General features: G+C 35.4%; 20 protein-coding genes and 1 pseudogene. 14 read left to right on the top strand and 7 right to left on the bottom strand.

The window, feature by feature from the left end; all coding sequences use genetic code 11:
- Window positions 1-42: 42 nt before the first annotated feature.
- From AC0608_RS03585 to metG, 5 genes are all read right to left on the bottom strand, one after another.
- The gene (locus tag AC0608_RS03585; protein ID WP_478288145.1) at window positions 43-549 is read right to left on the bottom strand and encodes a ferritin; all 507 of its coding nucleotides are present in this window, start codon (window positions 547-549) and stop codon (window positions 43-45) included.
- 36 nt (window positions 550-585) lie between these two features.
- Window positions 586-1215 (bottom strand): CatA-like O-acetyltransferase, encoded by a 630-nt coding sequence (locus AC0608_RS03580; protein WP_478288144.1) that lies wholly within the window; start codon window positions 1213-1215, stop codon window positions 586-588.
- A gap of 185 nt (window positions 1216-1400) precedes the next feature.
- On the bottom strand, window positions 1401-2663 hold the full coding sequence (locus tag AC0608_RS03575; protein WP_478288143.1) for an OmpA family protein: 1263 nt from the start codon (window positions 2661-2663) through the stop codon (window positions 1401-1403).
- Between the two features lie 256 nt (window positions 2664-2919).
- Complete coding sequence (locus tag AC0608_RS03570; RefSeq protein ID WP_417958942.1) at window positions 2920-3606, bottom strand: HAD family hydrolase; 687 nt, start codon at window positions 3604-3606, stop codon at window positions 2920-2922.
- A gap of 54 nt (window positions 3607-3660) precedes the next feature.
- Window positions 3661-5721: a methionine--tRNA ligase gene (gene metG / locus AC0608_RS03565; RefSeq protein WP_478288142.1), complete on the bottom strand. Its 2061-nt coding sequence runs from the start codon at window positions 5719-5721 to the stop codon at window positions 3661-3663.
- 1189 nt (window positions 5722-6910) lie between these two features.
- Here metG and AC0608_RS03560 point away from each other — a divergent pair.
- The 11 genes from AC0608_RS03560 (at window position 6911) to AC0608_RS03510 (ending at window position 16421) form a co-directional block, all read left to right on the top strand.
- Window positions 6911-7081: a hypothetical protein gene (locus AC0608_RS03560; RefSeq protein ID WP_478288141.1), complete on the top strand. Its 171-nt coding sequence runs from the start codon at window positions 6911-6913 to the stop codon at window positions 7079-7081.
- Window positions 7082-7152: 71 nt separating this feature from the next.
- Window positions 7153-7692 carry a DMP19 family protein gene (locus AC0608_RS03555; protein ID WP_478288140.1) on the top strand — a complete coding sequence of 180 codons (540 nt, stop codon included), beginning with the start codon at window positions 7153-7155 and terminating at the stop codon, window positions 7690-7692.
- A gap of 233 nt (window positions 7693-7925) precedes the next feature.
- The gene (gene serS / locus AC0608_RS03550) at window positions 7926-9197 is read left to right on the top strand and encodes a serine--tRNA ligase (protein WP_478288139.1); all 1272 of its coding nucleotides are present in this window, start codon (window positions 7926-7928) and stop codon (window positions 9195-9197) included.
- A gap of 29 nt (window positions 9198-9226) precedes the next feature.
- Window positions 9227-9808, top strand: coding sequence for an LOG family protein (locus AC0608_RS03545; RefSeq protein WP_478288138.1), 582 nt, complete (start codon window positions 9227-9229; stop codon window positions 9806-9808).
- A gap of 53 nt (window positions 9809-9861) precedes the next feature.
- Window positions 9862-11637, top strand: coding sequence for a tetratricopeptide repeat protein (locus AC0608_RS03540; RefSeq protein WP_478288137.1), 1776 nt, complete (start codon window positions 9862-9864; stop codon window positions 11635-11637).
- 60 nt (window positions 11638-11697) lie between these two features.
- Window positions 11698-12009 carry a DUF4286 family protein gene (locus AC0608_RS03535; RefSeq protein WP_091203236.1) on the top strand — a complete coding sequence of 104 codons (312 nt, stop codon included), beginning with the start codon at window positions 11698-11700 and terminating at the stop codon, window positions 12007-12009.
- Between the two features lie 125 nt (window positions 12010-12134).
- Complete coding sequence (gene rsmA, locus AC0608_RS03530) at window positions 12135-12914, top strand: 16S rRNA (adenine(1518)-N(6)/adenine(1519)-N(6))-dimethyltransferase RsmA (protein WP_417958934.1); 780 nt, start codon at window positions 12135-12137, stop codon at window positions 12912-12914.
- Window positions 12904-14256 (top strand): magnesium transporter, encoded by a 1353-nt coding sequence (gene mgtE, locus AC0608_RS03525; protein WP_417958933.1) that lies wholly within the window; start codon window positions 12904-12906, stop codon window positions 14254-14256. Before rsmA ends, mgtE begins: the two co-directional genes overlap by 11 nt.
- Window positions 14257-14482: 226 nt before the next feature.
- A complete protein-coding gene (gene proC, locus AC0608_RS03520) occupies window positions 14483-15259 on the top strand; it encodes a pyrroline-5-carboxylate reductase (protein WP_417958932.1) in 777 nt (258 codons plus the stop codon).
- A gap of 143 nt (window positions 15260-15402) precedes the next feature.
- A complete protein-coding gene (locus tag AC0608_RS03515; protein ID WP_478288136.1) occupies window positions 15403-15783 on the top strand; it encodes a Dabb family protein in 381 nt (126 codons plus the stop codon).
- A gap of 41 nt (window positions 15784-15824) precedes the next feature.
- Window positions 15825-16421, top strand: coding sequence for a hypothetical protein (locus AC0608_RS03510; protein ID WP_478288135.1), 597 nt, complete (start codon window positions 15825-15827; stop codon window positions 16419-16421).
- Window positions 16422-16538: 117 nt separating this feature from the next.
- Here the strand turns inward: AC0608_RS03510 and nhaA are convergent, their stop codons facing one another.
- Complete coding sequence (gene nhaA, locus AC0608_RS03505; protein ID WP_478288134.1) at window positions 16539-17681, bottom strand: Na+/H+ antiporter NhaA; 1143 nt, start codon at window positions 17679-17681, stop codon at window positions 16539-16541.
- Window positions 17682-17825: 144 nt separating this feature from the next.
- Between nhaA and AC0608_RS03500 the strand changes: the two are divergent.
- Together AC0608_RS03500 and AC0608_RS03495 are read left to right on the top strand one after the other, a co-directional pair.
- Window positions 17826-18764, top strand: a pseudogene (locus AC0608_RS03500) (2-hydroxyacid dehydrogenase); the annotation flags it as partial.
- 457 nt (window positions 18765-19221) lie between these two features.
- A complete protein-coding gene (locus tag AC0608_RS03495) occupies window positions 19222-19503 on the top strand; it encodes a TM2 domain-containing protein (protein ID WP_478288133.1) in 282 nt (93 codons plus the stop codon).
- A gap of 53 nt (window positions 19504-19556) precedes the next feature.
- On the opposite strand, the gene AC0608_RS03490 is transcribed toward AC0608_RS03495, so the two are convergent.
- Window positions 19557-21359 (bottom strand): GNAT family N-acyltransferase, encoded by a 1803-nt coding sequence (locus AC0608_RS03490; RefSeq protein WP_417959397.1) that lies wholly within the window; start codon window positions 21357-21359, stop codon window positions 19557-19559.
- A 201-nt stretch (window positions 21360-21560) separates the two neighbouring features.
- On the opposite strand from AC0608_RS03490, the gene AC0608_RS03485 reads away from it, so the two are divergent.
- Window positions 21561-22322: an exodeoxyribonuclease III gene (locus tag AC0608_RS03485; RefSeq protein WP_417958927.1), complete on the top strand. Its 762-nt coding sequence runs from the start codon at window positions 21561-21563 to the stop codon at window positions 22320-22322.
- Window positions 22323-22502 lie beyond the last annotated feature (180 nt).

Raw genomic sequence — 22502 nt, 5'->3', positions numbered from 1 at the left:
TCTAAAGGATTAAAATCAAGGTATGGTTTAAATAATATCTGATTATTTGGCGATGTTGTTTGTTGTTAATTGTTGCATATCTCTGTCAAACAAATACAATCCACCTTTGTCATCTCCAATAAGGTTTATCTTGTCTAAAATAAGTTTAGCCTGAGCCTCTTCTTCGATTTGTTCCGCTACATACCACTGTAGAAAATTATGTGTGGCATAATCTTTTTCAGAAAAGGAAATATCAACTAGTACGTTAATTGATTCCGAAACAAATAGTTCGTGTTTGTAAAGCTCTTCAAACATTTCCTTAAATGTTTCGTAACTAATTTTTGGAGATTTTAATTCACTTACTATAGCATGTCCCCCTCTTTCATTAATGTATCTGACCAATTTAAGCATGTGTACTCTTTCTTCTTCAGATTGTGCATACATAAATTTTGAAATTCCCTCTAAACCATGTGTTTCTGACCAAGAAGCCATAGAAAGGTAGGTTTGGGATGACTCAGCTTCAATTCGAATCTGATTGTTGAGCGCTTGTTCAATATTTTTTGATAACATAGTATACTTTTTAAGTAAAGTTACAAAAAACTTAATCTATTGATTCATAATCTCTTGAAAATAATCTACAAATTGCCCTACATGTAAGCCGTCCATTAAACCATGATGCACATGAACAGACATTGGCATTGTTCTTCTTCCATTTGTGTCAATTTTCATTTTTCCAAAAGAGATTTTTGGAGAACTATCAGGGAACGTAAAACTTCGAGCATGGGATAAAGAAGTAAAATCCAGCCAAGGAATTGCTGAAAAGTGAATGACATTGTCCTCGTCGAATGTCCTAGTGAAAAGTCCTGGAGTATTTTGTACTCGTTCTACCTCACTAGAAGTATTTACAGCAAAAACAGTAAAATCTGGATTGTATGCTATCAAAGAAAAACCAAAGCTGCCATCTTCACGTCCAATGGTAGCTGAAGCATTAATTTGGTCACAAACATATATTGCATCTTCAAAGATTCGGTATCGAAAGGGTTCTATGGTATTTACCGCTACTAATGTTTTATACAAATAATAACTAAAAAAAGAGGAATTTAGTGCTTTTGCAGCTGCATAAGCTTTGGTACAATCTACTTCGACGGTAGCTCCAAAAAAGGGCTCTTCAAATTGTCTAAAAAAATGAAAATGTTCTTTTCTAGGCCAATTTTCTATATCTAAAAGCGTTTTCAAAATAAGGGAATTTTTATAGGTCAAAAGTACAGCTAATCTTGTAAATGTTAAATTTATCTTACGACATTTTCATTGCTGCATGCAAGACAATTAATTACAAATAAAGGTATTCTTTTAAAAAGTAGCCAAAAAAAAGCCCTAAAAGAAATTTCCTTTAGGGCTTTATAAGGGTAAAAAGAGTAGGTTTATTTTACTGTAAAAGTAACTCTTCTAACTAATTTTCTTGCAATTTCTGAATTTTTGTCAACTGAATTATCTTCACCAGCTCCAATTACATTTAATCTTGAAGCATCAATATTAGCTTTTACTAAAGTATTTTTTACATTAGCAGCTCTTGCGTTCGATAATTTGTCATTGTAAGCAGATCTTCCTAATTCGTCAGCGTGACCAGTAATGTCTACAGATGCAGAAGGATTGTTTCTTAAATAAGTTAAGATAAAATCGGTACCTTCAGTAGAAACATTCGTAGGTGTTGATTTATCAAAATCAAAATAAACCGCTACATAACCACCATTAATTAAACTTTTGATCAATTCATTATCGTAAACAACAGTACTGTCGCCAGTTTTGCTCGCATAATTTTTCATTATAAAAGCTTCTGTTTCATCAGGAACATTGTTGTTGTTTTTGTCAATTGATCTTCCTTTAGTATCCACCATTGCTCCTGCAGGAGTGTTAGCTTCTTCATCTAAATAATCTGCAACACCATCTTTATCAGTGTCAAGCATTTTATTTTCGATAGCCATGAATCTTGCATCAATTGCATTGAATCTTCCTTCGTTATCGATTACCCAGTCAGCATGTTTTTCGTTTTTACCTAAGTAAACCGTTAAACCTACTGTACCATTAAAAAGTACACCTCCGAAACCACGAGATCCTATTGTACTTGCACCATCAAAAGTACGGTTTTGTTTAGCATTAAGAATTGTTGTAAAATCTCCAGTCAATGCAATTCTATTAGATAATTTAATTTGACCAGTAACACCAGCAATAAAATTACCCATTCTGTCAGTCCCTGAAAAGTTATCAGATTCACCAAAACCTAATCCAAAACCAGCGTGACCTAATAAACCAAGAGTGTTTGTCCAAGTTTCAAAACTCATGATTCTTCCTAAGTTAGCAACTGCTTGTAAATCAGCTCTGTAGTATTGAGAATCAAATCCTATTGAATTTTCACCTTCTTTAAAACTGTTGTATCCAAAATCAGCTTTCAGACCAAATTTGTTATTGAACATGTAACGCACACCTAAATCAGCTACATAAGCACTAGTAACAGCCGTTCTATATCCAGCAGTCATAGGTCTCATCGGTTTGTTTAAACCACCTGCTAATTCAACAGACCATTTGTTAAAGTCATTTCCTGTACTTGCGCTTTCTACATTTTCCGTTTGAGCACTTAAAGTTGTCATAGCCGAAGCAAAAACCAATGTAAGTATGATTTTTTTCATGATTTTATTTTTTTAAATTTTGTGCTAATTTACAAAATATTGTTTGATAAGAAATCCTAAACAGTTAATTATGTAAGAATAAGTTTTAATTGTGTAAATTGGGAAATTAAACAAGTTAATTCTTGCGGTTTTATAAGATTTTTAATAAAATAAATATAATTTTTGTCTTTATTTTAGTCTTGAAAGGACTTTTTTGGAGAATAAACTATAAGATAAATAGGAATTAATACAGTATTTAAGTGCCTGTTCAACTGTTTTACTCCAATTGCTTTAAAACTTGAGTAATTTTTTCAAAAGCACTAAAATTTTCGTGTTCTACTTTATGGTCAATTTTTTCGTGTGCCCAAGTGGTGTGAAACGGAATGTGTACCGCGTGTCCTCCAACTGCTAAAACGGGTAAAACATCCGACTTTAAAGAATTACCAATCATGAAAAATTCCTCCGGTTGTATTTCTAATCGTTTGATCAGATCGGAATAATCTTTTTCCTGTTTGTCTGACATCACCTCTATGTGGTGAAAATAATGTCCCAAACCAGAATTGTGTAATTTTCGGCGTTGGTCTAATAAATCACCTTTAGTAGCTACAACCAATTTGTATTTTCCGTGTAATGTTTCTAAGGTCTCTTCCACACCATCCAATAAAACAATAGGTTTCTCCAGCAATTCTTTGCCGTACTGAATGATTTTTTCAATAATTTCAATAGGAATGGTATTATTCGAAATATTCATCGCTGCTTCAATCATCGAAAGTATATAACCTTTGATTCCATAACCGTATAATTTCAGATTATCGATTTCCACTTTGAAAAGTTCTTGTGAAATCCCCTGATGCGAAAGATAATCTTCCATCAAACCGCAGAATTTTTTCTCTGTTTCATCAAAATAGGTCTCGTTGATCCATAAGGTATCATCGGCATCGAACGCAATTACTTTTAGGCTCATAATGTAACATTGAACCCTTTCAATATTTAAATCTTTGAAAGGCTTGTGATTTATTTAATTTATAGTTTCTCCATTGGCAACACCATCAGCATCCGGATTTACAAAAACCAGTTTGCCTTCTGCATTTGTAGTCATCAAAATCATTCCCTGGCTTTCTACGCCACGAAGTTTTCTTGGAGCCAAATTCACTAGAACCGTTACTCTTTTTCCAACAATGTCTTCTGGTTTGAAACTCTCTGCAATACCTGAAACTATCGTACGAACATCAATTCCGGTATCTACCTTCAAAATCAAAAGTTTGTTCGCTTTTGGCATTTTCTCCGCTTCCAGAATCGTTCCAACACGAATGTCCATTTTGGCAAAATCTTCAAATTGAATCGCTTCTTTCTGTGGTTCGGCCACTTTGTTTTCGGCTTTGTTCGCTGTTTTAGTCGCTTCTAGTTTGTCAATTTGTTTTTGGATTTCCTCGTCTTCAATTTTGGCAAACAATAATTCTGCTTCTCCAATTTGGTGTCCTGCCGGAATCAAATCAGAATTTTGGGCAACAGTATCCCAGTTTAACGGACTTTCTATTTTTAGAATTCTTGATAATTTAGTAGCTGTAAATGGCAAGAACGGTTCGCAAAGTGAACTCAACGCAGCAGCAATTTGCAACGCCACATACATTTGTGTTTGCACACGCACTGGATTGTCTTTGATTACTTTCCAAGGCTCTTCATCGGCTAAATATTTATTTCCTAAACGAGCCACATTCATCAACTCGCTCAACGCTTCACGAAATCTGTAACGCTCCAGAGAACTTGAAATCACAGCAGGATACGCTTTCAATTCGGTTAAGGTAGCTTCGTCCACTTCCGAAAGTTCATTTGTCGTAGGAACAATTCCGTTGTAGTATTTATTGGTTAGCACCACCACACGATTAATGAAATTCCCGTAAATGGCCACCAATTCATTATTGTTTCTTGCCTGAAAATCTTTCCAGGTAAAATCATTATCTTTGGTTTCCGGTGCATTCGATGTCAAAGCATAACGCAAAACATCTTGCTGATTTGGGAATTCTTCCAAATATTCGTGCAACCAAACCGCCCAGTTTTTAGACGTAGATAGTTTATTTCCTTCCAAGTTCAAAAACTCATTGGCAGGCACATTGTCCGGCAAAATATAACTTCCTTCGGCTTTCAACATCGCAGGGAAAATGATGCAATGGAAAACAATATTGTCTTTCCCAATGAAGTGAACCAGTTTAGTGTCTTTATCTTTCCAGTAGGGTTCCCACTCTTTTCCTTCGCGCAACGCCCATTCTTTCGTGGATGAAATGTAGCCAATCGGCGCATCAAACCACACGTATAATTTTTTTCCTTCGGCACCTTCAACCGGAACATCAATTCCCCAGTCCAAGTCCCTAGTTACCGCACGAGGCTCTAATCCGCCATCAATCCATGATTTTACTTGCCCGTAAACATTCGGTTTCCAGTCATTTTTATGTCCTACGAGAATCCATTCTTTCAAGAAATCTTCATAACGGTCCAAAGGCAAAAACCAGTGTTTCGTTGCTTTCATAATCGGAGTTTCTCCTGTAATGGTCGATTTTGGATTAATCAAATCCGTTGCGTTTAATGTAGAGCCACATTTTTCGCATTGATCACCGTATGCTTCTTCGTTGCCACATTTTGGGCAAGTTCCCACCACAAAACGGTCAGCCAAGAATTGATCTGCTTTTGCATCATACAATTGCTCGGTCACTTCTTCGATAAAATCACCTTTATCATACAGTTTTTTAAAAAATTCCGAAGCCGTATCATGATGAATTTTAGCCGAAGTTCTGGAATAATTATCAAACGAAATTCCAAAATCAGAGAATGATTTACGGATTATTCCGTCATATTTGTCAATTACTTCCTGTGGCGTAATGCCTTCTTTTTTGGCTTTCATCGAAATCGCCACACCATGTTCATCACTTCCGCAAACAAACAAAACGTCTCTTCCCTGCAATCTTAAATATCTGGAATATATATCCGAAGGTACGTAAACACCCGCCAAATGGCCAATGTGAATCGGTCCGTTCGTATACGGCAATGCCGCTGTAATCGTATATCTTTTTGGATTCTGTATCATGATTCAATTTTATTGAGTGCAAAAATAAGCAATAGAATTTTTATTTGAAGCAATTTCCCGCTATCCGTTGCAATCTTTTACTTTTTAAAGAAAAAAGTAAAAGGATTTTCACTGCTATCAGGGCTAGGGCATTTCGGATTACCAGAAGTTTTGTATAAGTTTTTTGATTTGAGTTTTCCTGCAAGGTTTTTTTTGACCTTTTAGGTGTTTAAATTTAAAATCATATCCACCCTGATTAAATATGTATTATAGATTCACTCGCTTTTTTGGAATATAAATCACTTCAACTTTATTAACAATCCAATTATTTTATTTACATAAACCAAAATGTAGTACTAAATATAATAATTAATTAGGTGCTAATAATATTAAAACACACATAAACCACTATAAGTTTTAAAAATAAAGTATTGTTAATAAATTATATTATTCGTTGCAGTAATTGGGTTTATCTTTGTTTTATAGATTTACAAGAAAGTTAATGTTCTAAAAAATAAAATATTATTTAGAATCATTCTAAATAACTTAAAATAAATTTATATCTTTGAAAACTGATAAAAACAATTTTAAGTAAAATTTAATTTAGCTATAAAAGTATCGCTGACTAAATTTTAATTAGGGTTATGTTTGTTGAAAATTACAGGAAACTAGCTTTCTGTAAAATAAAAAAAACCAAAACGGGGGTTTTGGTTCTTGAGTGCTAGAGTGTTCATTTTATAAACCATCTAAATTTAAATACTATGGAGTACTTAGGTTTTATTTGTGTCGGAATAGGTTTGTACCTATCGAGTAACTTTGTGAAAGAGGTTAGAAAATTAATCTTTGAGATTAAACGCTAATCAAAATTTATTAATCCCACTTGAACTGTTTGCTGGTTCGGGTGGGTATCTATATCTTTATGCAAAAATAAAACAAATATATAACAAAGCATTATTTGTTTAATAAAATTATACAATTAGTTTATTAAAAGTATGTAGTTGTGCTCAAATCCTTATAAATAAAAAAGATTTGTAATTTATTTCGTCTTAATAAAAGCACTTTAAATTTCCTCAAAGTATATTCCCGCTGCGGATTTTTATTTATCTTTAAATTCCCTAGGCTTGGCAAGTAATATTGTTATAGATTTCAATCCGTCCTTACTATCCGTTTTTTTTATATTTGTAGATGTAATTAAATAAGATTCTAAATTATGGCAAAAGGACCGGAAAAAAATACCAAAAACAAGGCTTTGCATACTAAATTGCTAAATCGGAAAAAGACTAAACTTCAGGAGGAAAAAAAAGCACAAGCCTTGCGTTTGAAAGCTTTGGTTACCAAAATGAATCAGAAAAAGAGTAATGACGAATCTGATGTCATATAAATCGAATTGCATTTCTTTTCTGTAATAATTTACCCGAAATTTGCAGCATCAGTATTTAAATATAAAATCCTATGGAATTCGGTAGAATAATTATTTCAGAAACAGCAATGAACAGTGAAAATCTCCAAGATGTAATTCACTCTAATATTTCGGTAATCAACTTAATGCGTGAGGAAGGCGTGAACGATGATTTGATTCACGAAGATGCTATAATGAGTTATTATTTAGATTATTATACGTCGCAATATACCGAAGGAAATTTTGCGCAATTTGTATATAATTCGGGTTGGGATAAAGAACTAAACGAATTGATTGAAGAAGGTTTGGCATTGATTGGCGCTGAAAAGCATTTGGAATTGTTCCAACAGCAATCCAAAAAAGTAAAATTAATGAGCAGTGTTAAGCTGAATAAATTCCTAAAAGGAAAATTAGAAGGGGTAAATCCTATTCGAGATTTACTCAACAACGACGCTTTTTTCGAAATAGAAGAAAATCTGGTTACCTTGAATGCTGATTTTCTTAAAACACACCCAGATTTCGAAGTCCTTTCTGTAGATGACATGTTTGCCACTTTAGAAGAATTTGTAGGGCATGAGATTAAAAGAGACTAATCTAAAGTCAAAAGTCGCAAGTCTTAAAGTCTCATTCTTATTGCGTTTAGTTGGTTGCTGACTTTATTCGATTGATTGTAAATCACATGCAATACTAATCGGGTAATAATCGCTGCATTTGACTTTAAGGCATTAAGACTTGCGACTTTTGGACAAACTTTCCCTCATTTCTACCAAACATTTCCTTAAATTTGCTTTCATTATTATAAAAGTTAGCGTTAAAAAAATCAACTATGTTACAAATCGCATTTATTAGAGAGAATCAAGAAAAAGTAATCACCGCTTTGGCAAAGAGAAACATCGATGCTACGAGTGTTGTTGAAGAAGTGGTACAACTGGATGAAAAACGTCGCGCTACGCAAGTAGAGTTAGACGGAATTTTATCCGAATCTAATAAATTATCTAAAGATATTGGAGAATTGATGAAAAGCGGAGAGAAAGCTAAAGCAGCAATCTTAAAAGAAAAAACAGTTTTATTAAAAGAAAAAAGCAAGAAATTAGCCGAAACTGCTGATGTACTTGCCGCAACACTTTTAGAGAAATTATATACATTACCCAATCTTCCTGCTGATAGTGTTCCTGTTGGGAAAACACCGGAAGAAAACCTAAACGTTTTTGAAGAAGGGGAAATTCCAGTTTTGCACGAAGGCGCACAACCGCATTGGGAACTGGTAAAAAAATACGATATCATTGATTTTGAATTGGGAGTAAAAATAGCGGGAGCAGGATTTCCGGTGTATAAAGGAAAAGGAGCCAAGTTACAACGCGCTTTAATCAATTATTTCTTGGATAAAAATACCGCGGCCGGATATAACGAAGTTCAGGTTCCACATATGGTAAACGAAGCATCAGCTTATGGAACGGGACAATTGCCGGACAAAGAAGGGCAGATGTACCATGATAAAACAGATGATTTATACTTAATTCCAACGGCAGAGGTTCCGGTAACGAATTTGTTTCGTGATGTAATCCTTAACGAAAATGAATTGCCGGTTCTAACTACGGCTTACACACCATGTTTCCGTAGAGAAGCAGGTTCTTATGGCGCGCACGTAAGGGGATTGAACCGTTTGCATCAATTTGACAAGGTCGAGATTGTTCGTGTAGAACATCCGGATAAATCATACGAAGCTTTGGATGGAATGGTGGAACACGTTAAAAATATTCTTCGTGAATTAAAATTACCATATAGAATATTGCGTCTTTGTGGCGGTGATATGGGTTTCACAGCAGCTTTGACGTATGATTTCGAAGTGTTTTCTACCGCGCAAGACCGTTGGTTAGAAATCAGTTCGGTTTCTAATTTTGAGACTTTTCAAGCGAATCGTTTAAAATTGCGTTTCAAAGACAAAGACGGAAAAAATCAATTGGCACACACCTTAAACGGAAGTGCATTGGCTTTGCCAAGAGTTTTGGCTGGAATTTTGGAAAATTACCAAACACCGGAAGGCATTGTAATTCCTGAGGTTTTGCGTCCGTATTGTGGATTTGATAGTATCAATTAGTCAAAATACTACTGAAAAATATTTTGTTGATGAAAAGAATTACGGTGTTTTGTGGTTCCAGTTTTGGGAATGAAAAAAATCATGAGCTTCAAGCGATAGTACTGGGACAGACAATGGCTAAGAAACACATTGATTTGGTTTACGGTGGAGCAAAAGTTGGTTTAATGGGTGCGGTTGCTGACGGTGTTTTGAGTGAAAACGGAAACGTATTTGGTGTTTTACCTCGTTTTTTGATGTCTAAAGAGGTGGCTCACGATAATTTGACCGAATTAATTATTGTAGAAAGCATGCACGAAAGAAAAACCAAAATGAATGAATTAAGCGATGGCGTAATTGCATTGCCTGGTGGATTTGGAACTTTAGAGGAGTTTTTCGAAATGCTGACGTGGGGGCAACTCGGACTTCATAAAAAACCGATTGGGATTCTAAACGTTGATGGATTTTATGATTTATTATTGGAATTCATTCAAAAAATGGTCGATAACGGTTTTTTAAAAGAAATCAATCAAAAGATGATTTTAGTCAGTGATGATGCGGAAGAATTGCTGAACAAAATGGAAAATTACACGGCGCCGGAAGTTGGAAAATGGATTAAAAAGGGAAATGAGTAAAGACACGAATGTGTATTCTAAAACCCAAATCTGAATTAGAAAAACAGATAAAAATGAAAAAAATCGTTCTCTTAATACACCTGTTTTTATCGCTATTTGCGTTTGCTCAAAACGAACAATTGGCGCAGTATTATTATGATAAAGGCGATTTTGGAAAAGCAAAAATCAGTTACGAAGAGTTGCTCCAAGAGATTCCACAAAATTCACAGTATTTCCTAAGAACAATTGATTGTTACCAGCAATTACAACAGTTTGAGAGTGCTCAAAAAGCCATTCAAGAACGATTTGAGAAGTACAACCAAGGGAATCTTCTGGTAGAATTAGGATACAATTTTCAGTTGCAAAAAAATGACGTTAAAGCCAAAATTTACTACGAACAGGCGCTAGATCGTATCAAAAAAAATCCAAATGATGTGTACGGAATTTCAAACGCTTTTGAGAGAAAAGTGTTGCTCGAATATGCGTTGACATCCTATAAAACTGCTGTAGAAGTTGACCCTAATTTTAATTTTAATTATCAAATAGGATTGCTTTACGGTCAATTGTCCAATATAGAAATGATGATTTCTACGTTTCTGGATGAGGCGTATGCCAATCCTCAAAATTCCATTAGAATCCAAAATCAACTGGTTCGTTTTATGGTTGATGAAGGTGACGCTAACTTCAATGAAATATTACGAAAGGCGCTTATTGTAAGAACTCAGAGAAATCAAGATCTGTTTTGGAATCATTATTTAAGTTGGTTTTACGTACAACAGAAAGAATTTGAAAAAGCCTTTATTCAGGAAAAAGCCATTTACAAACGCAATCCTGAATCGCTTGCTATGATTGTAAATTTAGGACAATTGGCAATTGAAGAAGAGAATGAGGATGCAGCAAAGGAAATCTTAGGGTTTGTATTGCAAAACACACAAGATTTAGAACTGCTTATCCAAGCGAATTCCTATGTACTAACGATGAAAATTGAAAAAGCATCAGAAAAAGATTTTGCAGCCATCAGCAAGGCATTAGACGATTTGTTGAAACAATTCGGGATAAGTCCTTTTACCTTATCTTTGCAGCTGATTCAGGCACACTTCACGGCATTTAACTTAAAAAAACCAGAAGAAGGAAAGTTAATAGTCAAGAAAGCGCTGGAATTACAATTGAATGATTATGAAATGGCGAAGGCCAAAATGGAGTTGGCAGATATTTTACTGTATGAAGAAAAGTTCAACCAAGCTTTGCTCTATTATTCGCAAATTGAAATGGATTTAAAGAATGATGTAGTGGCGCATGAAGCCAGTTTGAAAGCGGCTAAAACGAGTTATTTCAAAACTGATTTTGCGTGGGCTTTGAAACAGTTTAAGGAATTGAAATCAGCGAATACACAGTTGATCGCTAATGATGCGTTGGAATATTTTCTTTTGATTAATGACAATACTGTTGCTGATACGTCGCAAACGGCTCTTAAACAATTTGCTAAAGGGGATTATTTGCGGTTTCAAAAGAGAAATCAGGAAGCTATAGCACAGTTTCAAAGCATTTTAAAGAACTACAAAGGGCAAGAAATTGAGGCTGTAACTTTGTTGCGATTAGGGAAAATATATGAAAAACAAGGTGATTTTGGTTTGGCTTTAGGCCAGTACCAAATAATTATAGACCAGCATGCTGACGGAATTTACGTAGACGAAGCATTGTATTTTTCGGCAGAAATTTATAACAAGCAATTGTTATCAGAGAAAGCGAAGCCATTATATGAAAAGGTATTGTTTCATCATCAGGACAGTATTTATTTTGTAGAAGCCAGAAAGAAATTCAGGCAATTACGAGGCGATACTAATTTATAAAAAAGGATAATCGGTTAATTGTCTCGTCGATTAATCCAATCAACAGTTAAAAATTACATAATGATACTATACAACGTTACTACAAACATACACGAAAGCGTGCACGACCAATGGATGATCTGGATGCAACACAAACACATTCCAGAAATTTTGGCTACTGGGAAATTCTCTTCGGCAAGAATGGTCCGCGTTTTAATTGAAGAGGAAATGGGCGGCGTAACGTATTCTGTTCAATATGCCACAGAGAGCAAAGAAACGTTGGAGAAATACTACCAAGAAGATGCACCGGCTTTTCGTGAAGAAGGATTGAAGTTATTTGGAGACAAAATGCTTGCTTTTAGAACAGAATTGGAATTGATAGCGGATTATTAAAAAAGTATTCAATATTCAGTTTGGGAATAATGAATCATGAAGTGGGAAATTGCGACTTCCAATTAAAAAAAACAAATAAAAACACTTTACGCCTTTGTGCCATCGTGGCAAAAAAAGAAACAAACATGGAAAAAGTAACAGCCAAAAAACACCTCGGACAACATTTCTTGAAAGACGAAAGCATTGCTAAAGACATTGCTGACACCTTGAACTTAGAAGGATATAATGATGTATTAGAGATAGGTCCTGGAATGGGTGTTTTAACAAAATATTTGTTAGACAAGCCAGTTAATACCTACGTTATTGAAATCGATACGGAATCAGTGACGTATTTGGATCAAAATTATCCGAAATTAAAAGACAGAATCATTTCTAAAGATTTCTTGAAATACAACATCAACGATATTTTCGAAGGGAAACAATTTGCAATAATTGGTAATTTTCCATATAATATTTCGACACAAATAGTATTTAGAGCCTTGGAATACCGAGATCAAATTCCAGAATTTGCAGGAATGTTCCAGAAAGAAGTAGCACAACGCATTTGTGAAAAAAAGGGAACAAAAGCCTATGGAATTCTATCGGTATTAGTTCAGGCTTTTTATGATGCAGAGTATTTATTTACAGTAGATGAAACGGTATTTATTCCGCCACCAAAAGTAAAATCAGGTGTTTTACGTTTGCGCAGAAAGAAGGATTACAGTTTGCCTTGCGGTGAAAAATTGTTTTTTACCGTAGTAAAAACAGCTTTTCAACAACGGCGCAAGACGTTACGCAACAGTTTAAAAACATTAAATTTATCGGATAGTTTGAGAGAAGATGAAATTTTCAACCTTCGACCAGAACAACTAAATGTGGAGCAATTTATAGCACTTACCCAAAAAATAGAAGCCGATGGAGTTTAAAATCAGCAAAGAATTAATTCAGGAATTAGAGCAACTCATTCAAAATAAAAACGACCAGCAACTGGAAGTGTTATTGAATGATATGCACCACGCTGATATTGCGGAAATTCTGGATGAGCTTGATTTTAATGAAGCGACTTATATTTTTAAAGTATTAGATAGTGAAAAAACCGCAGAAATTCTTCTGGAACTAGAAGATGATTTGCGAGAGAATATTTTAAGCAGGCTTTCGCCAAAAGAAATTGCGGAAGAGTTAGATGAGCTGGAAACCAATGATGCCGCTGATATTATTGCAGAGCTTTCACAAGATTTGAAAGCGGAAGTAATATCTGAACTTCTGGATGTGGAGCATGCAAAAGATATTGTGGACTTATTGCGTTATGACGAAGATACCGCTGGCGGAATCATGCACAAGGAATTGGTTAAGGTCAACGAAAATTGGAATGTGCTTACTTGTGTGAAAGAAATGCGCATTCAGGCCGAAAATATCTCCAGAGTCCACTCGATTTATGTGGTGGATGATGAAGACCGCTTGAAAGGGCGTTTGTCATTAAAGGATCTATTGACCACTTCTTCTAGAACTCCGGTAAGTGATGTTTACATTCGAAAATTAAATTCCGTAAAAGTAGATACTGAAGATGTTGAGGTGGCCCGAATCATGCAAAAATACGATTTAGAAGCCATCCCGGTAGTAGACGAATTAGGGCGATTAGTGGGCCGAATCACCATTGACGACATTGTAGACGTAATCAAGGACGAAGCCGATCAGGATTATCAATTAGCGGCGGGTATCTCTCAGGACGTTGAAGCAGATGACAGCATCTTTGAGCATACAAAAGCACGATTGCCTTGGTTGGTTTTGGCGCTTTTGGGGGGATTCATCACCGTAAGAGTGTTGGGGTTGTTTGAAGGAGCCATGCTTCAACACGGTAATTTATTCTTTTTTACACCACTTATAGCCGCAATGGCAGGAAATGTTGGGGTACAATCATCGGCAATTATTGTGCAAGGTTTGGCAAACAATACTTTGAGCGGATCTCTATTTAACAGATTGATAAAAGAAGTTTCGCTGAGTTTATTAAACGGAGTGATTCTGGCTACGATATTATTTTTAGGAAGTCATTTTCTGTTGAATGTCGAATTCATTATTGGGATTATTGTGACCATTGCATTGATGTCAGTAATCATTATTGCCTCGTTAATAGGGACTTTTATACCATTATTACTGGATAAATTTGGGATTGACCCCGCGCTGGCAACAGGGCCATTCATCACTACCAGTAATGATATTTGCGGAATTTTGATTTATTTTTCAATAGCAAAAATGATTTTAGGATTTTAAGAAAGGACTAAGAAGAAAACAAAGAGGAAAGAAATTGTAAGACAATTTGAAAACGTTATTTTAATTTTTTGTAAAGTAAAACGGAATAAAAAATAAGACAATAAAAAATAAATTAGATTCGAATTTATATAAAAGAATTTAAAAGATATAATAAAGACTAACACTTTCCCATATATTGGCTCCCTCTCCTTTGGAGAGGGTTGGGGAGAGGAAAACCACAACCAGCATGAAAGTACACATCATTGGCGGGGGAAACTTAGGGGTTTCTATCGCACTAGGACTCTTGAAATTTTCTCCAGAAAACCAAGTCGCAATTACCCGAAGAAACACATCCAGCATCCTATATCTTGAAAAATTAGGCGCTACGGTTTCTACGAATAATATCCACCAGATTCAGGAAGCCGATGTCATTATTTTGACCATAAAACCGTACCAAGTAGCTACCGTTTTAGCCGAAATCCTTCCGGTAGTTTCCAATAAAATTATTGCTTCGGCCGTAAGTGGCTTATCGATAGAAAATTTACAAAACAAAATAGGTACTGTTAATAGTGCCATCCGAATCATGCCCAATATTGCAGCGCAGTTTGGCGCATCGGCTACCTGTATTGCGTTTCACGAAAAAGATAAAGAGAAGGCTCAAGATGTAGTTTCCCTTTTTCAGAGTTTGGGAACCGCTCCTATAATTGACGAAAAATTAATGGATGCTGCAACGGTTCTTGCGGCAAGCGGAACTGCTTTTGCATTGCGATACATTCGTGCTTCGATGCAAGCCGGAATCGAAATAGGATTTGACTGGCAAACCGCATTAGCGATCTCGGCACAAACCGTAAAAGGCGCTGCCGAAATGCTGCTGGAAGAAAAAGTACACCCGGAACAATTAATTGACCGTGTCACCACTCCACAAGGCTGTACGATTGCCGGATTGAACGAAATGGAAATGCACGGATTTAGTTCGTCCTTAATACGAGGAATTAAAACGTCGTTGAAACAAATCAAGGGATAAGCTTATAATTTCATAAATTCTTCGTGATATAAATTGCGGAAACATCTCTAAATTACAGGATTTTTTTACTTACGCTTCGCAAATATTGATATTTCATATTTGTATATACACTCAAATAAATCTTATATTTGAAAAAAACTACTATGAAAAAACGACTGCTTTTAATACTTATTTTAATTTCAAGTTATACTATAAACGCTCAACAAAGCAAGCAGAAACAATTGCTTAAGCATGTCGTTATGTTTGGTTGGAAAGCCGGTACAGATGCTGCTGCAATTGATAAAGTAGTAACTGCTTTTGGAAATTTGGAACATAAAATCCCATTAATCAAAGCGTATGAATGGGGGATCAATAGCAGTCCTGAGAACTTGAATAACGGGTTGACCCATTGTTTTGTGTTGACTTTTAATAGTGAAGCCGATAGAGATGCATATTTGATTCATCCGGATCATAAAGCTTTTGTGTCTGTTTTGAATCCAGCTCCAGAGAAAGTGACGGTAGTTGATTATTGGACTAATAAGTAAACAGCAATCAAGTTAAAGAGTAAAAAATAAAAACAGACTACATGAAAAAAGTATTAGCTGTCCTGATTTTAGCATTCAATTTAAATGCAAACGCACAAGAAGTACCCGTTGAAAAAACAATTTTTGGAATACAAACCGGATTTGGAGTACATACCGGAATTTGGTTTAATAATGAAACCAAGTTGTCAAATAGCATCGTATTACGAAGTGAAATTGGTATTGAAAAGGATTTTACGGTTGGAGATCATTACGATGGCGCTGGTTTTATTTTACAACCGGTATTAACAATAGAACCAAGATATTACTACAATCTGGAAAAAAGGAATTCAAAAGGTAAAAAAATAGCTAATAATAGTGGCAATTATATTTCAATCAGGACTAGTTATCATCCAGACTGGTTTGTGATTAATTTGGCAGATAACGTAACCAAAACAGCTGATTTGGCTATTGTTCCGACTTGGGGTTTAAAACGATCCATAGGAAATCATTTTACCTACGAAACTGCGGTAGGATTTGGCTATCGCGTGGTGTATTTGAAAGAGAATTCAGTTAATGGTAATGTGCAGAATGTAGATGGTGCTTATAATAGAAATCAATACATTCCTTATTTGCATGTAGGAATAGGATATACTTTTTAGGAAATAACAATACAATCCATAAAGGCTGTTTTATAAATCCTTTATAAAATTGTATGTCTGTACGATTATGACTTTCTATCTAAGTATCTGCCATAAAATTGACTAAAAGTTAAAGCGTTAACTTTTTTTAAGGGTAAATTTCAACCATAAAAAACCAATGGTTCCAGCAATAAAGGAAGCAACCAAAATCGCAATTTTTGAAAAAGTTATGACTTCTTCACCATCGTTTTTAAAGGCAAGCAATGTTATGAAAATGGACATCGTAAAACCTATTCCGCCCAGCATTCCTGCACCTAGAATGCTGCTCCACTTTAGGTCTTTAGGCAAGCTACAAATTCCTAAACCAACAGCAAGGAATGAAAACAACCAGATTCCAAGTGGTTTTCCTACCACGAGACCCAGTATAATTCCAATGGTGTTGGAATGATTCAATCCTTCATGCCAATCTGAATTTATGGCGATGCAAGTATTCGCTATGGCAAACAAAGGAAGAATTAAAAACGCTACCGGTTTGTGTAAAAAATGCTGCAATCGATACGAAGAAGTTTTTTTACCTCCATCGCCAAACGGAATTACAAAGGCCAATAATACTCCCGTTATCGTTGCGTGCACACCTGAATTTAGCATAAAATACCACATCGCACCACCACCAATCAGATAAGGAATAAGGCTGTGTACTTTTCTTAGGTTCAGGATAAACAAGCCACCCATAATGACAAAAGCGATACCTAAATTTACATAAGCAATAGTGTCAGTGTAAAATACGGCAATTACCATAATAGCGCCTAAATCATCGATTACGGCAAGTGCTGTTAAGAATACTTTAAGCGATGTAGGGACACGATTTCCTAAAAGGGACAGGATGCCAATGGCAAAAGCAATATCAGTGGCCATAGGGATTCCAGCTCCATTTTGTGTAGTTGTTCCAAAATTCAATAGTAAAAAGATTCCGGCAGGCACAATCATTCCCCCCAAGGCTCCAAAAATAGGTAGAGCCGCGTTTTTAATACTGGATAATTCTCCTTGATATATCTCACGTTCTAACTCTAAACCAATTAAAAGGAAGAATATAGTCATTAATCCGTCATTGATCCAATGCGTTATGGAATGACTGCCAATATTGGTTTCCCATAAAGCTATATATTCAGTTTGAAAGGTTGAATTGGCGACTGTAAGAGAAAAAAGCGTTGCAAAAAGCAATAAGAGTCCCCCGGATTTTTCGCTCTCGAAAAAAGCGTTAAAAGTTTTGGTTAATTTCATTTTTGACTTTTCATTTATTACATTTATTCGCTTTGTAATAAAAAATTCAGGAAGCTAATTTACGATTTTATGTGCTAATTCCCTTTGATAAAATAATAAACCATAATTTTTTTGTTAATTTGAAGTATTAAAAAAAGCACATTTATGGACATCAAAATCCTTCATATCGATAGTAATCATTCCCTACTTTGGGATCAATTGCAATATTCCGGTTTTATAAATCAAAGTGATTTTACCTCCTCAAAAGAAGAAATTGAAACCAAAATCCACGAGTATCAAGGAATTGTAATTCGGAGTCGTTTTAAAATTGACAAAACATTTCTCGACAAAGCCACTAATCTACAATTTATTGCTAGAGTGGGTGCCGGATTAGAAAGTATTGACTGTGAGTACGCAACAGCTAAAAACATTACGCTTATCGCAGCTCCAGAAGGAAATCGAAACGCTGTGGCTGAACATACTTTAGGGATGATTTTATCTCTTTTTAATAAATTAAATCAGGCCGATAGCGAAATACGTTCCGGACATTGGAACCGTGAAAGCAACCGGGGTCATGAACTCGATGGAAAAACGGTGGGGATTATTGGCTACGGCAACATGGGAAAATCGTTTGCTAAAAAACTACGTGGTTTTGATGTGAAAGTAGTGTGTTATGACATTCAGGAACATGTAGGCGACGCTAATGCAAAGCAGGTTTCATTAGCGGAATTTCAGCAAGAAGCAGATGTAGTAAGTTTGCATATTCCATGGACTCCAGAAACCGATAAAATGGTTGATGCTGATTTTATTAATGGATTTTCAAAACCTTTTTGGATTGTCAATACCTCACGAGGAAAGAATATTGTCACTGCAGATTTAGTTGCTGCGATGCGATCCAATAAAATATTGGGAGCAGGTTTGGATGTTTTGGAATATGAAAAATTGTCGTTTGAAACATTGTTTCAGGATAAAAATACACCGGAAGCTTTTCAATATTTATTAGAAGCCAAGAATGTGATTTTGAGTCCGCATATTGCGGGTTGGACATTCGAGAGTCAGGAACGCTTGGCACAAGTGATTGTGGATAAAATTAAAGCAAAGTATTTTGGTCATGCCAAAGTTGTGGAGCAGGAGAAACGGGTTACAGGAATCGGCGGTTTTTTTTTTAAATCAAAAAATCCAAAAGAACTGGTCGCTTGGTATGAAAAATACTTGGGATTAAAAACGGATGAATACGGTTCCACTTTTTGGTGGAAAGACCGTGAAGGAAATGATTGTTCTACTCAATGGTCACCGTTTGCAACTGACACGACTTATTTTGCGCCAAGTGAAAAACAATTCATGCAAAATTTTAGAGTTTACGATTTAGAAAATTTATTGCAAAAATTAGCTGCAGAAGGTGTAACAATTATAGGGGATATGGAGTCTTATGAGTATGGTAAATTTGGTTGGATTCTGGATTTTGAAGGAAATAAAATCGAACTTTGGGAACCAATTGATGCCGCATTTCAATAATTTTTATATTTTTAACTACTGAAAATAACCTCGTAACAATTTATTTATGGAAAACCCGAAAATTGAAGAATGGAATACTCCGCGACCGGTTCAAAAAGATAATAAAAAACTAGCAGCAGGGCTACTTGCTATACTTTTAGGTCCTTTTGGGATACACAAATTTCTTTTAGGCTATACCACCGAAGGAATTATATGGTTGGTGATTAGTTTGTGTACCTGTGGAACAGTAACTGGTTTACTAGGAATAATTGAGGGGATACTATATTTAACAAAATCAGATGAAGAATTTTACCAGACGTATCAAGTAGGTAGAAAAGCTTGGTTTTAAAGCATAAAAAATCCCGACATGATCGGGATTTTACATAATTTGAAATCTGGAGATCAATCTTCTTTTTCACTCAGTTTACGTTCCAATTCTTTCTGAAATTCTTCCATAACCGGTTTCATTGTACTTTCCGGAATGTCTGCAATCCGGATGTACATCAATCCATCAACAGCATTGTTAAATAACGGATCGACATTAAAAGCAACCACTTTTGCATTTTGTTTGATGTATTTTTTTATCAAAACAGGCAAACGCAAACTTCCGGGTTCTAATTCATCAATAATCTTATCAAACTTATTCAAATCCGATTCGGTTTCATTAAAAATGAAATCTTTATCGGCGTCTTTTAGTTTTACTTTGTACGCTTTTTTGGGATGAATGTATTGTGCAATGTAGGGGTCATAATAATTTGATTTCATGAATTCAATCATCAGCGATTTTGAGAAATCAGAAAATTGATTGCTGATGCTCACGCCTCCTAATAAAAATTTATGCTCGGGATAACGCAATGTGGTGTGCATAATTCCTTTCCAAAGCAAGAATAGCGGCATGGGTTTTTGTTGGTATTCCTTAATAATGAAAGCGCGTCCCATTTCTATGGATTTGTGCATCATATCATGTAATTCTGGTTCAAAACGAAAAAGATCGTTGAGGTAAAAACCATTTATTCCATATTTTGGATAAATTTGAGAGCCTAGACCCATTCGGTAAGCCCCTGCAATTTTGTTGGCTTCATTATCCCATAAAAACAAGTGGTGGTAATATTGATCGTGCTTGTCTAAATCAATAGATTCGTTTGTTCCTTCGCCTACTTCCCGGAAAGTAATTTCTCTAAGTCGCCCAATTTCGTGAAGAATATTTGGAATTTTAGCTGCTTCAGTAAAGAACACCTCGTAATTTTTACTTTGTAAAAGTCGGCAATCGCTATGTCTTGCAGCGGCAACTTCTGCAATCATTTTCTCGCTATTGGCAGGAGTTACAATTTTCTTTGGACTTTTTGGAAGTTTTAAATTGGGAGTCGTTAGTAATTTACTTTCTTTTTCGAAAGGATTGGCCAGCATGTATGTTTTCTTTCTCAAGAATTCAGAATATTCCTCTAGGGATACGTGTTCGTTTTGTTCATTAACTGAAATAGCTTTGCCAATGCGTACTTTTATGACCCGGTGTTTCTGGCTAAATACTTCCGAAGGCAGCTTTGCCGTTCTAAACGTACCACTGATTTTAGAAAGTAAATAAAACAATCGGCTATTTTTAGCATGGAAATAAATGGGAACAACCGGTACTTGAGCTTTTCGAATTACTCTTATTGCGCCTTCTTCCCATGGTTTGTCCACCATTAGTTTACCGTCTTTATACGTTGAAACTTCTCCAGCAGGAAAAATACCCAATGGTTTCCCATCACTCAAATGGCGAAACGTTTCTTTTATTCCTACCACACTCGATTTAGAATCCTTATGATTTTCAAAAGGATTTACGGGCATGATGTATTTTTTTACAGGCCGGATTCGGTGTAAAAGGAAATTGGCAATAATTTTGAAATTAGGCTCTCTTTCGAGCATTAATTTCAATAGTAAAACTCCATCAATTCCTCCTAAAGGGTGGTTTGAAATTGTAATGTAAGCACCTTCTTTTGGTAAACGTTTTAAATCTTCTTCCGGAATTTCGAATTTTATTTGTAGATCATCTAATATTGCATTCAAAAAGGCAACATCTTTAAGATGTTTATTTCTATTGTATACTTTATTTAAGGTAGAAATTTTCAACACCTTCATCAGTACCCATCCGGAAAAAGTTCCAAGAGCTCCATACTTATCAACATTTATTGCTTTTGCAACTTCTTTGGCGGTTACTAAACCCATGAATTTTTTCTTTTTAGAGCAAGAAACAAAGATAGCAAAAAACTCCATTTTCTCTGTTTTTATGAATCAAACTTCTACTTTTTTATTACATTTGAAACCCACATACTAACACTATAAATTTTTTCCATAAAATAAAAAGTACGTTCCTGATACCCTTGAGCAAACAATCGTTTTTTGAAAAAAACACTAAAAAATATTTTAATGAGAATTATTTCATACAACGTCAACGGAATCAGAGCTGCTATTTCAAAAGGATTTATTGACTGGTTGCAACACGCCAATCCGGATATTATTTGTCTGCAGGAGATTAAAGCTACTGAAGACCAGATCCCAGTTGACGATATCACAAAGGCGGGTTACCCGTACCAATATTATTATTCAGCCACCAAAAAAGGATATAGTGGCGTGGCCATTTTGTCTAAAATCAAACCAAACAAGGTAGTTCATGGAACCGGAATTCAACACATGGATTTCGAAGGACGAACCCTTCGGGTGGATTTCGATGATTTCTCCGTTATGAGTTTGTATTTGCCGTCTGGAACTAATATCCAGCGATTGGATCATAAATTCATGTTCATGGATGATTTTCAGAATTACATCAATGAGTTAAAAAAAGAAATCCCAAACCTGATAATTTGTGGGGATTATAACATTTGCCACGAAGCAATTGACATTCACGATCCGGTACGAAACAAAACTGTTTCCGGATTTTTGCCACAGGAAAGATCATGGCTCGATGGCTTTATGAAATCCGGATTTGTAGATAGTTTCCGCCATTTCAACAGTGAACCACATCAGTATTCGTGGTGGAGTTACCGCGCTGGGGCCAGAGGGAACAATAAGGGCTGGCGTATCGATTATAATTTAGTCAGTGATTCGTTAAAACATAAACTTAAAAGAGCCGTTATTCTATCAGATGCCGTGCATTCAGATCATTGCCCTGTTTTGGTAGAAATAGAGTAATAATTCCAGGAGTTATTCACTTCGTTAGTTTGCTTCGCTCGGGTTGCGCTATTCATTACAAATGAAATTTACTGAGTACCAAGACAAAATATTGATTTGGTGAAGTAATTTTTTCTCTTGTTAAAAAACTAGAAAAAGGATTTTCACTATTATCGGGGCCAAGGCATTCAAGTATAATTT

Source organism: Flavobacterium sp. GNP008, assembly GCF_056428965.1.
Note: the sequence above shows the minus strand (reverse complement) of the source record. Positions and strands in the feature narration are given on the sequence as shown.

What these genes read in the sequence shown, in the direction of transcription:
- AC0608_RS03585 (WP_478288145.1), bottom strand. Translation starts at nt 549, where the DNA reads ATGTTATCAAAAAATATTGAACAAGCGCTCAACAATCAGATTCGAATT.
- AC0608_RS03575 (WP_478288143.1), bottom strand. Translation starts at nt 2,663, where the DNA reads ATGAAAAAAATCATACTTACATTGGTTTTTGCTTCGGCTATGACAACT.
- AC0608_RS03570 (WP_417958942.1), bottom strand. Translation starts at nt 3,606, where the DNA reads ATGAGCCTAAAAGTAATTGCGTTCGATGCCGATGATACCTTATGGATC.
- metG (WP_478288142.1), bottom strand. Translation starts at nt 5,721, where the DNA reads ATGATACAGAATCCAAAAAGATATACGATTACAGCGGCATTGCCGTAT.
- AC0608_RS03560 (WP_478288141.1), top strand. Translation starts at nt 6,911, where the DNA reads ATGGCAAAAGGACCGGAAAAAAATACCAAAAACAAGGCTTTGCATACT.
- AC0608_RS03555 (WP_478288140.1), top strand. Translation starts at nt 7,153, where the DNA reads ATGGAATTCGGTAGAATAATTATTTCAGAAACAGCAATGAACAGTGAA.
- serS (WP_478288139.1), top strand. Translation starts at nt 7,926, where the DNA reads ATGTTACAAATCGCATTTATTAGAGAGAATCAAGAAAAAGTAATCACC.
- AC0608_RS03545 (WP_478288138.1), top strand. Translation starts at nt 9,227, where the DNA reads ATGAAAAGAATTACGGTGTTTTGTGGTTCCAGTTTTGGGAATGAAAAA.
- AC0608_RS03540 (WP_478288137.1), top strand. Translation starts at nt 9,862, where the DNA reads ATGAAAAAAATCGTTCTCTTAATACACCTGTTTTTATCGCTATTTGCG.
- AC0608_RS03535 (WP_091203236.1), top strand. Translation starts at nt 11,698, where the DNA reads ATGATACTATACAACGTTACTACAAACATACACGAAAGCGTGCACGAC.
- rsmA (WP_417958934.1), top strand. Translation starts at nt 12,135, where the DNA reads ATGGAAAAAGTAACAGCCAAAAAACACCTCGGACAACATTTCTTGAAA.
- mgtE (WP_417958933.1), top strand. Translation starts at nt 12,904, where the DNA reads ATGGAGTTTAAAATCAGCAAAGAATTAATTCAGGAATTAGAGCAACTC.
- proC (WP_417958932.1), top strand. Translation starts at nt 14,483, where the DNA reads ATGAAAGTACACATCATTGGCGGGGGAAACTTAGGGGTTTCTATCGCA.
- AC0608_RS03515 (WP_478288136.1), top strand. Translation starts at nt 15,403, where the DNA reads ATGAAAAAACGACTGCTTTTAATACTTATTTTAATTTCAAGTTATACT.
- AC0608_RS03510 (WP_478288135.1), top strand. Translation starts at nt 15,825, where the DNA reads ATGAAAAAAGTATTAGCTGTCCTGATTTTAGCATTCAATTTAAATGCA.
- nhaA (WP_478288134.1), bottom strand. Translation starts at nt 17,681, where the DNA reads ATGAAATTAACCAAAACTTTTAACGCTTTTTTCGAGAGCGAAAAATCC.
- AC0608_RS03495 (WP_478288133.1), top strand. Translation starts at nt 19,222, where the DNA reads ATGGAAAACCCGAAAATTGAAGAATGGAATACTCCGCGACCGGTTCAA.
- AC0608_RS03490 (WP_417959397.1), bottom strand. Translation starts at nt 21,359, where the DNA reads ATGGGTTTAGTAACCGCCAAAGAAGTTGCAAAAGCAATAAATGTTGAT.
- AC0608_RS03485 (WP_417958927.1), top strand. Translation starts at nt 21,561, where the DNA reads ATGAGAATTATTTCATACAACGTCAACGGAATCAGAGCTGCTATTTCA.